Origin of the sequence: Coprococcus intestinihominis (assembly GCF_040096555.1) — a bacterium.
Lineage (GTDB): Bacteria > Bacillota > Clostridia > Lachnospirales > Lachnospiraceae > Coprococcus_A > Coprococcus_A intestinihominis.
In genome coordinates, this window is record NZ_JBBMEK010000100.1 from 1 (window position 1) to 10,414 (window position 10,414).

A 10,414-nucleotide genomic window follows, 5' to 3' on the forward strand; every position below is an offset into this window, starting at 1 on the left:
AAAAAGAAAGCCAGTAATCAGGACATATTTCAAAAGGTGAAAAAACAGTTAGATGAAGCACAGAAAATGACCTCAGAGGTGGGAGAGCTTATGGCAGAAGCCAGAAATATTCTGATCGCATATTCCAGATGTAAAACGGAAAGTGGTTATGAAAATTTTACAGATATGATACTGGAATCGTCGAAAAAGGGGGAGCGTTTAACAGAAAAATTGAGGCGTTTATCCTTAGAAGTCGTGCTGGATCAGGTGAAATATGAACAGTATCAGTCAGAACTTGTGGCTGTACATGGGATTGAAATGGATTATTCCGATGAAATTTTAAAAATCATTATGCCGGTTCTGATTCCGCACCGGAAAGAACACTATACCGATTATCTGTACAAACCTTTATATATCGCATTTAAACAGTGGTGTATCTGTCAAAATAAGGAACAGAAAAGGATACCGGAATATGAGAAATGTACTGTTTGCTTTGTACATCTGTATAACCGGGATTTACCGCTGGGACGCATTCGGGATCACGATAATTTTGAAGAAAAACACGTACTGGATGTGATATCAAATTTCTTTCTGGCATCAGATAGCGGTCTGCATGTGGATACCTACCACATTACCAGAATGGCAGAACAGGATGCAACAGAGGTTTATATTATGGATACAGAAAACTTTCCAAAATGGCTTCAAAAAATGTGAAAAACAGTATCGAAAAATACTCCTGCTGTCAGAGCACCTTTTTCGATAGCAGAAAAGTGGCAGAAAAATAGAGAAAAAGCAAAGTTTTTCGGGATTCAGAAAGTAAATAGTACCTAAGTGTCAAGCAGATAGGGTACTGTTTTGAAAAAGGAGAACCGATGGAAGGAGGAGGTTATATGCGAAAACAGGATACGTTACTTTTGATGATAGCAGTCAGCGGAGAAATGCCGGCAGACCTTGCTGAACACATCATAGGATCTGTATCCTATACCGCTGCGGTTATTACCAGGCTAAAACAAGAGGGATATATTTCTGTGCGAAATAAAGCCGGGTATAAAGGATATGTGCTGCGTGCAAAGGGTAAGAGATATGTCCTTTCACAATATAGTGAAGATGCTGCTTCTTTTTTACAGGGGTCAGTGGAGACAAACCATGTGAAGACGGAAATTGAGAAACGTCTCCGTTTGCACCGGATGAGCAAGGTATGGGTCTTTCTTTGGAAGACGGGTATTCCTATCTTCAGAAGCCAAAAACCGGAACTGTTTTGTTCCGATTCTGAAAATGGGAGGGGGCAAGCGGCATATTACGGAAGTTTGGAGTTTAAAGGATTGACAGATGCAATCAAAGGCTCAAGAGCTTGTGGGATTATGCTGTCCGGGGAGTCCGGCTATATTATTTATCACACGCTGGCACAGAAAATGCGGTGGGCGAAGAAAATGGAGCGTTCCATGCGAAGCTTTGTAGAACGAGAATGTATGAAAGCCGGTGCACTCAAAAGGATAGATGCGGTCATTATGGGGGATACCATAGAGTTTTTAGTAGAACTTCTGGAAAGTGACGGTGGTATAAAGGGGAACCTATTTCAAGTAGACGATATTTACGAAAATTATTACTACATTCCCACCATTGAGAGTGCAAAAATCCAAGTGAAACTCTTAACAGACAAAGAAAAGCAAATCGGACTGTACCGGTTCTTATGTGGAATACTGGAACAACCGGGAACCCGGGAATACCAGGTGAGTGCAGGGACAGATCAGACAGGGAACCCGGTCTATTTTTGTTACGAACTGGAACTTCGGCATCTGTTACGGGTAAAACAGGAGTTGGGGTGGAAAAAGCAGGGAACCATTCTGTGTTTTTCTTATCAAAAATCTATATTGGAATACTATTTTGGGAAGGAGGTGTCATATCGTGAAATTTTAACAGAAAAGGTTATGGAATATTTAGAAGGATTGTAATACTGTCCTTCATGCGGTGAAGGAGGTGCGGGCATGAACGGTCCGTTTGAAACGGGCAGTCTTACGGTAGATTGTATGAGCCGGCTGCAGATATCCGGAAACGTAATCCCCGTCAGTTGGTATAAGACCATCCGCAAACCAACGGGGAAACCGAATTTAAATGCAATCATTATACTGGCGGATATTGTGTACTGGTATCGGGCGGTAGAAATCAGAGATGAAATGACAGGGCAGTTGATTGGTCTGAGAAAAAAATTCCATTCAGATATGTTGCAACGCAGTTACCAGCAGCTTGCAGATCAATTTGGGATTACCAAGCGTGATGCTACGAATGCAGTTGTAGAACTTGAAAAGCTGGGTGTTGTGCACAGGGTATTCCGAACAGTTGAGGTCAAAGGACAAACTGTGTCCAATGTATTATTTTTGGATTTGAACGTAACAGTTTTAGAGCATCTGACGTATCCGAAAGAAGCTGAAACAGGGACACCAGAGGCAAGAGGCAGGTGTCCGCCGGATACCGTCTCACCGAAAGCGGGGAGGGGTGTCACCGAAATAAGTGAGAGGGTATCCCCGGAATTTGTGGGAGGTGGCACGAAAACCAGTGAAACATATACAGAGAGTACAGCAAAAGATTACCGTACAAAAGATTTCTATCAGTCTTATCAGTATGTGGAAGATATGGTAAAGGCACAGATTGATTATGAGGCATTGAAAAATGATAATCCATACGATGAAAGAATCGATGAACTGCTTGGGATTATGGTGGAGATATTGACTTCTAGTTCTAAAACTATCCGCGTAAACAGGGAGGAAAAACCAGCACAGGTGGTAAAAGGACAATTTCATAAAATCACCAAAAATCATATTGAGTTTGTATTGCACAGTATGAATGAGAGCCAGACAAAGGCACGCAATATTCGGGCACTTCTTGTAACTGCCCTATATAATTCTGTTCATACCATTTCGACCTATTATGGGAATCTTGTACAGCATCATATGGCAACAGAGAGTTATACAGTAAAGGAGGTGGAAGAATAGACCGGAAAGGTGTTACAGTTTTAAAAATCATAGGACTGACAGCAGCATTTTTTATTCTGGCTTTATATGTGGGCGGATTTATGGAACAACTGTTCATGGAATCAGTAGTGAGGTTAGCGCCTATAGATACAATTAAACATGGTATATCATCGGCGGCAGGAATACAGTGCTCAATTGTTGCTTTTTTTCTGTTTGGTATAATTGCGGGACTGATTATCTGGAGAGGTTCGGGCAAAGAAAGTTATGATGAACGGAATTTTGAAATCTCTCAAAAGGGAACATACGGAACAGCAGGGTTTATGGGGGAAGAGGAACGCAGTCAGGTTTTAAGAACCGACAAGAATCTGGAAAAGGTAGATGGTGTGATATTTGGGCGAGACATCCAGGATAAAAAAATAATAAGTCTTCCGGTTGAGTCCAGACTTAACCGGAATTTTGCTGTATGTGGCAGTCAGGGAAGTATGAAGTCCAGAGCTTTTGCGCGTGTAATGGCATTACAATGCATCCGCAGGGGGGAAAGCATCTATCTGACAGATCCAAAATCAGAACTATACGAGGATTTGTCCTCTTACTGCCGGGAATGCGGGTATACGGTGAAACAGTTAAACCTGATCCAGTTAGAACATTCTGATGCATGGGATTGTCTTGGAGAAATTGATGACGGCAGCCTGATAGACGTATTCTGTGATGTAGTAATCCGTAATACAACGGATAAGTTCGACCATTTTTATGACAATACGGAAATGGATCTTTTAAAAGCACTTTGTCTTTATGTGTTTCATGAGTATCCACCGGAGAAGAGAACATTTCCGGAAGCTTATAAACTTTTGATTAACAAAAGTGTAGATATGCTGGATGCTATTTTTGAAAGGCTGCCGACACATCACCCTGCACGCGGTCCGTACCAGCTATTTGCGAAGGCTGAGAAGGTAAAGGGAAATGCGGTTTTGGGACTCGGAACAAGATTGCAGATTATGCAGAATAAACTGGTACAACAGATTACCAGTCATGATGAAATTGACCTGTCGCTGCCGGGAAGGGAAAAATGTGCATATTTTTGTATTACTTCCGATCAGGACAGTACTTTTGATATGCTAGCCACGCTGTTTACGTCGTTTCTAAGTATCAAGCTGGTGCGTTATGCTGACCGTACAAAAGAAAGACGTTTGCCGGTGCCGATACAATTTATACTGGATGAATTCCCAAATCTTGGCGTTGTACCGGATTTTAAAAAGAAACTGGCAACAGCAAGAAGCAGGGGAATTGGCATGAGTATTCTGTTTCAAAATATTCCACAGCTGCAGAACCGGTATCCAGATAATCAGTGGGAAGAAATTTTAGGAGGATGTGACTTTTCGATCTTTTTAGGCTGTAATGATATGACGACGGCATCCTATTATAGTGACAGAACAGGAGAAATCACTGTGTCGGTATCTTCCATACGAAAGAATTACTATACTCTGCGTGCAACCGACTACGTGCCGGAGTATTCCGAGTCAACGTCACTTGGAAAGAGAATGCTGCTTCTCCCGGATGAAATTTTACGTTTCCCACTGAATCAGGGGCTATTGATTATCCGTGGGCAGAGGGTATGCCGTTTTCAAAAGATGGACTATTTGGAGCATCCGGATGCCCAATATATGAAACTGGAAAAAGTGGAGGAGCATGTGCCGGAGTGGTTTGAAAAGTGGCAAAAGGAAAAGTGTGATTTTCAGATACATACTGAACAGGAAGAGAAACCGTTAGAGGAAAAGGTATCGTGTCAGGAAGATAGCGAGCCGCTTATGCTTGATACGGAGATTAAGAAATCTGAAAAACAGAAGGCTATCAAAGAGAGCAGGCAGCAGGAGGGAAAAAGAGTGATGAAAGTGGAAGAACTCTTTGCGCCTGTTTCGTCTGAAGGAAAGGAGGCTTAGGTTGAGAAACTCCCTTGTGAAATATGGATTTATAAAAATATTGGAACTGGAGTTTGGTATATACTTGAAAGAGCATGAAACAGAAAAAATAGAACTTGCAGAAACTTGTATCGAGGTTTATGACAGCGTGGAAGACTTTTATAAGGCAACAGGCTGGCAACGGGATAATCCAGAAGAGGCAAATTTGGAATATCTTTTAAAACACAGGGTTTTGGTAGAAATTCAGGGAAAGATGTGGTATTTTTCCAGAATCCGTTATCAAGACGGGCTGAAAAAGTTAATGAAACAAGATTGCATCTGATATGCGACTGTATTGCAATGGTGATGGAATTGACATTCGAATGTGGTCCGTATAAAATAGTATCTGTAAAATAGTGATAGGGCATAAGAAGACAGCCAGAGGGCTGTTTTTTTGTGCCCTTTTTAGGATGAATGGAGGTTTACAATGGCAGAATTAAAGAAAGCAGTTAATAAGATGGAAGAGCAGGGGATACCAAGAGCGGTGTTATCGGAAGGAATCTTAACGATTGACGTAGATTCCCATGTAGAAACGATGGAAGAACAGGAGGATGCCAGATGGCATCAGCTTTTGAACGCACACCGCACGAAGAAAATTTTGACCGGACAACTTGGAGGTATTGAGAAACTGGACAGCGGATGGACAGTAGCGATTACCTATTACAACGGTTTCCGTATCTTAATTCCGATGGATGAGATGATGATCAATCTTTCGGGAGATGGAAGAGAGCATTCAGATACCTTGAACAGGCAGACAAGGATTGCCAATAATATGCTTGGCAGTGACATTGATTTCATCATTCGTGATTTGGATGAACAGAGCAGAAGCGTAGTTGCGTCAAGAAAAGATGCCATGCTGAAAAAACGTCAGATGTTCTATTTCAATGAAGATGAAGAAGAAAAACCGATGCTGTACCCAGGAAGGATTGTGGAAGCACGTGTCATTGCAGTTGCTCCAAAAGTCGTCCGGTTAGAAGTGTTCGGCGTGGAGGTTTCTGTGCGTGCAAGGGATATGGCATGGGAATGGATGGTGGATGCTAGTGAGAAATTCCAGGTGGGAGATCTTACACTCGTGATGGTGAATCAAATTAATATCCGATCAGTGGAAGAAATGGAAATTTCCGTAGATGCCAAAAGTGCAACTGCCAATGTCAATAAAGATAATCTGAAGCGGTGTGTGCGTCAGGGAAAATATGTGGGTATCATTACTGATGTATATAAAGGAACTTATTTTATCCGGCTTAATATTGGCGTCAATGCAGTTGCGCATTCCTGTAATATGGCAAGCCTTCCGTCAAAACGTGACGAGGTGGGATTTGTTGTTACCAGAATTAACGATAAGTTTGAGGTGGCAGAAGGCATTATTACCCGTATGATCAAACGTGGTGCATAAGAAAAAAAGTGTAGGGATACTGTTGACTCACAGAAAACAGATTGTTTACAATACCTGCAAACTAAAAGAAACATTTGACAGGAGGCGGTACTAATGAAAAAGAAAAGACAGAAACCGGAAAATATCCGGGTACGGTGTCCGTATTGTGGCCGCATGGCAAGGCTGCACCCGGCATCTTATGTGTATGGCAGTGACAATTTGGATTCAGAAAGTTATCTTTATGTGTGTGACGGGTATCCTGATAACTGCGATGCATATGTGGGTGCACATAAAAAATCACTTCTGCCGAAAGGGGAACTGGCGGATGGACAGCTTCGTAACAAACGGATTTTAGCACACCGCGCGTTGAATACCCTTTTGGAAGAGGGATACATGACAAAGAAGAGTGCTTATATCTGGCTGCAGAATAAGCTGTGCCTTCGGGAAAAAGACATGCATATTGCAAAGTTCTCCCTGTATTACTGTGAGGAAACAATTCGGGTATGTAATGAATTAGCCGAATGGCATCAGAAAAGAAAGGGGGCATGATATGCGTTTGATGGCAAAAGAAGATGATGTTTATAAACTGATGGATCGAAGAGACCTGTATTTGGGGGCGGCAGGACTTTGTGGAATCGTATCTGTTGTTTTACTTCTTTTCATCTCATATGGGTATGGCAATTGGGAAAATCTGTATTTTCTTTCAGTTCTTATTGTTGGAATGATTTTTTTGCTGTATTATACATGGAAAATCAACCAACGGATTATGGAAGCGGAACGGTGCTATCTGGAACTGGATGAAGACTCTTTGGCAGTATACCAGCCAGAGAAAAATGGACAGTATGAAGCCTGCCGTATTTTTTATCAGGAAATTGAAAAGATCGTGGAAGGCAGCAGAAGAGGAGTCCCTGAGTTCTATGTGGTCGTACATGGAGATGAAAACCAGAAAAGTTTTATTCTGTTAAATGGAGAAGAACAGATGCGGAAGATTTTCTGTGTCAGGTCCTTGGGATACCGCCATGAAGAATTTAAAGAGTTCTATCGAAGACTTCGCTGGGAAGTTCCCGGTAAAGTCCGGATTGTAGGTACAAAATATCAGACCGTGTGGGATATGAAACAATCGCATAAGGGATGGATGTTTTTTGTTTGTGCAGGGGCGGTATATCTAATCCTAGAGGTCTGTTTGAATCTGGGGATTTTGTAAGGAGGGCAACATGATGAGATGGTATACGGCTGTGGGGGTAAAAATGGAACATCCGGGAGGGCTGTTTTGTGTACAGGTTGGAACGGAGAACAAAATATTATCCGGTATGGAAATCTTTATTTGGAATGCGCTGCTTTGGTCATTCGTGGAAGAAACACAGATTTACGGGAGGATGGTACAGTTGTTAAAGGCTGTATTTCCGGAAAAGGATCTGGATGGGAAAACAGGAAAGGATGAATTTAACTTCTGCTTCCGGAGGCTGATCACTAGGGGACTGATTACATTCTGTGAATGTGAAACAGAAAAAGAAGCAGCAGAAAACCTGCTGCAGAATGCGATAGTTGCAAGAGTGATGAGAAACAGCGGAGAACGTTTTTTGATGTTTTGTGAAAGCTTTGCCTGTGGCACACCTTTTTGGAAAGCACTAAGAGTATTCAAAAAAGAACCCATGGAAGAAAGGTACCGGCAATTTCTACTTAAAATAGAAAAATGCGGAGAGGTAAGGTATTACTTAGAAACCACAGAGCAGCCAAATGAAATACTGGAAATGCTGTCTCTTCTGTATCAGAAGAAAATACTGTTTATCCGTTCAGTAAAGGAGGTCACTATTGAAGCATAAGAAAAAAATGAACAGACGGGAACGTATTGCCGATTATATCAATCAGCGCATGGAAGGATTTTCAAAGGTTCCCAATGTACTGGCAGACAGAGCCCTGAAAATAGGCGCTCTGTCTTTTCTTGCTCTTTTTCTTGGAAGTTATATGGGAAGGCAGATGGATTCAGCAAGTTTTATTGCATGGTCAGTCGTTATGTGGCTGTCTGGAATCGGATATGCGTTCCATCTGCTATGGTGTGGGGAGAAAAAGGAATATGAGACAATCGAAGGAACGGTGTATGAGATAAAGGGAAAACGCATTCCCGGGCGTGTCTGTAAAGTGGGAATCCGTCTTTCTGACGGAAAACAGACTGTGTTACTGATGGATAAGAAACATCAGTTTACAATTGGGAAGAAATATCGGTTCTATTTTAACAAAAGAAAGCAGGGGGTTCTATTTGGAATCCAAAAGTTAGATGCTGCTTTAAATGTAGGCTCTTACTATGGGGCGGAAGAAATTGAGTAGGGCAAGGGGGAGTCAGGGCATGGTTCGAGTCCATGCCGCCCTGTTTCGTGTGGCGCCAACACGAGATAATAAGATTAGAAAAGGAGAAATGATTATGGCACAGAAAACAGGAACAGTCAAATGGTTCAGCGCAAGGAGAGGATATGGTTTTATCACAGATGAAAAGGGAAATGACTTTTTTGCACATTTCAGCGAAATCCAGACAGAGGGATTCCGGAAACTGAAAACAGGGCAGGCAGTTACCTTCCGGACAGAGGAAGATGACCAGGGAAGAGGACTTGCAAAAGAAATCTATCCGGCAGATTCCCAAGGAGACGAAGAATTGACTGATTCGGAAGGCATGTCGGAAGAAACATAAGAAGCACCTTAAAAAGAGCTGTGACTATATCTTGCGTCATGGCTCTTAAAAAAATGAATTTGAGCACAATATAGACACGACAAACATAGGGATGAACAAATTGTAAACAAATCTATATTCTTACGGCTTGAGTGATCTCAAAAATACTTTTCTATGTTAGTACTCAGTACAAGTAGCTATTTTTGCAAAATATAGCATGCCTTTTACACGTTTTGTAAGCGTTTGTTCACAGAAAAATTTACTCATACGTTTGTCGTGCAATTTATACAATAGAGATTGACATAGAAATGGTGAGGAGTATAAAATGATATTTGAATAAATCCTTTAAGAAATGAGTGAAATAAATGAGTGAAATAATTCTTGTGGTTGAAGATGATAAAAATATTTCTGACTTATTAGAAATATACTTAAAAAATGAGGGATATGATGTTATTACTACTTGTTCAACGGAAGAAGCTATGGAAAGTTGTATAAAGAAAAAGTTTGATTTAGCAATAATTGATGTTATGCTGCCAGGTAAAGATGGATTTTATTTATGTAGTGAACTTAGAAAACATCATAATTTTCCCATTATAATGCTAACAGCCAAAAGTGATGAAAGTAGCAAGATTACAGGATTAACTATGGGGGCAGATGATTATATTACAAAACCATTTTTGCCATTAGAAGTTATGGCCAGAGTAAAAGCACAGATAAGAAGATATAAAAAATATAATTTCCAAGAAGAAAAAGCAGAAGAAACTCTTTTAACTTATGTAGGAATAGAATTAAATGTTAAATCCAGAGAATGCTTTGTGAATAAAAAGTTAGTTTCTTTAACTCCGAGTGAGTTTGCGATATTGAGAGTTTTATTAGAAAAGCAGGGAGAGGTTATTGAATCAGAGAAATTGTTACAATTAGTTTGGAACAATGAATACTATGCAAAAAACAACAATACTATTACAGTTCATATACGACATTTGCGAGAAAAATTGGGTGATAAAACACAAAAACCTAAATATATAAAAACTGTGTGGGGGGTGGGATATAAAATTGGCTGAGAAAGTAAAAAAAAGATTAAAAGTACACTTGATCTTAACACTGATTGCATATAGTTTTACCGGATGGATTATTCTGATATTTATAGATTTTTATGGTTCAAAGTCTTCTTCCGTATTATTAAAGAATGCATTATTGCGTATTGATATAATAGGAATACTTTATATAATAATTGGATATATAATTATTTTTTTATGGTATTGGAACAAAATGTGTGGATATTTGGATCAGATTGTTTCAGGAATTGAAACGATATATAAACAAGATGATACGTTAATAGCACTTCCAGAACCTTTAAATGAAGTGGAAGGTTTTATGAATCGTATAAAAATGTCTGTAATGATTGCTAATAAGGCTGCTAAGGCAGAAGAAAATAAGAAAAATGAAATTGTAGCATATTTAGCACATGATATTAGAA

At 40.2% G+C, this 10,414-nt stretch carries 12 protein-coding genes and 1 pseudogene; all 13 read left to right on the forward strand.

Translation table 11 applies throughout. The features are described 5' to 3' along the window. Positions 1–693, forward strand: a 693-nt coding sequence (locus tag WMO25_RS09115; protein ID WP_349085086.1) for a DUF6100 family protein, incomplete at its 5' end; no start/stop codon positions are given. 176 nt (positions 694–869) lie between these two features. Beyond that, the gene (locus WMO25_RS09120) at positions 870–1,931 is read left to right on the forward strand and encodes a hypothetical protein (protein ID WP_117501004.1); all 1,062 of its coding nucleotides are present in this window, start codon (positions 870–872) and stop codon (positions 1,929–1,931) included. Positions 1,932–1,964: 33 nt separating this feature from the next. Further along, on the forward strand, positions 1,965–2,969 hold the full coding sequence (locus WMO25_RS09125) for a DUF6017 domain-containing protein (protein WP_195368644.1): 1,005 nt from the start codon (positions 1,965–1,967) through the stop codon (positions 2,967–2,969). Positions 2,970–3,268: 299 nt separating this feature from the next. Then, the gene (locus tag WMO25_RS09130; protein WP_331678301.1) at positions 3,269–4,885 is read left to right on the forward strand and encodes a VirD4-like conjugal transfer protein, CD1115 family; all 1,617 of its coding nucleotides are present in this window, start codon (positions 3,269–3,271) and stop codon (positions 4,883–4,885) included. 16 nt (positions 4,886–4,901) lie between these two features. Beyond that, on the forward strand, positions 4,902–5,186 hold the full coding sequence (locus tag WMO25_RS09135) for a hypothetical protein (protein ID WP_318584035.1): 285 nt from the start codon (positions 4,902–4,904) through the stop codon (positions 5,184–5,186). Between the two features lie 144 nt (positions 5,187–5,330). Next, positions 5,331–6,296, forward strand: a complete 966-nt coding sequence (locus WMO25_RS09140; RefSeq protein ID WP_118622876.1) for an RNA-binding protein — start codon at positions 5,331–5,333, stop codon at positions 6,294–6,296. 93 nt (positions 6,297–6,389) lie between these two features. Beyond that, positions 6,390–6,824: a zinc-finger-containing protein gene (locus WMO25_RS09145; protein ID WP_118622874.1), complete on the forward strand. Its 435-nt coding sequence runs from the start codon at positions 6,390–6,392 to the stop codon at positions 6,822–6,824. 1 nt (position 6,825) lies between these two features. Then, positions 6,826–7,479 carry a hypothetical protein gene (locus tag WMO25_RS09150; RefSeq protein ID WP_118622872.1) on the forward strand — a complete coding sequence of 218 codons (654 nt, stop codon included), beginning with the start codon at positions 6,826–6,828 and terminating at the stop codon, positions 7,477–7,479. Positions 7,480–7,489: 10 nt separating this feature from the next. Continuing rightward, positions 7,490–8,098 (forward strand): hypothetical protein, encoded by a 609-nt coding sequence (locus WMO25_RS09155; RefSeq protein ID WP_147356333.1) that lies wholly within the window; start codon positions 7,490–7,492, stop codon positions 8,096–8,098. Continuing rightward, positions 8,088–8,600: a hypothetical protein gene (locus WMO25_RS09160; protein WP_118622868.1), complete on the forward strand. Its 513-nt coding sequence runs from the start codon at positions 8,088–8,090 to the stop codon at positions 8,598–8,600. The genes WMO25_RS09155 and WMO25_RS09160 overlap by 11 nt, the downstream gene beginning before the upstream one ends. Positions 8,601–8,694: 94 nt before the next feature. Continuing rightward, positions 8,695–8,958 (forward strand): cold-shock protein, encoded by a 264-nt coding sequence (locus tag WMO25_RS09165; RefSeq protein WP_118622866.1) that lies wholly within the window; start codon positions 8,695–8,697, stop codon positions 8,956–8,958. A 344-nt stretch (positions 8,959–9,302) separates the two neighbouring features. Continuing rightward, positions 9,303–9,998 (forward strand): response regulator transcription factor, encoded by a 696-nt coding sequence (locus tag WMO25_RS09170; RefSeq protein WP_118622864.1) that lies wholly within the window; start codon positions 9,303–9,305, stop codon positions 9,996–9,998. After that, a pseudogene (locus WMO25_RS09175) lies at positions 9,991–10,414 on the forward strand (sensor histidine kinase); the annotation flags it as partial. The gene WMO25_RS09170 and the pseudogene WMO25_RS09175, both read left to right, overlap by 8 nt.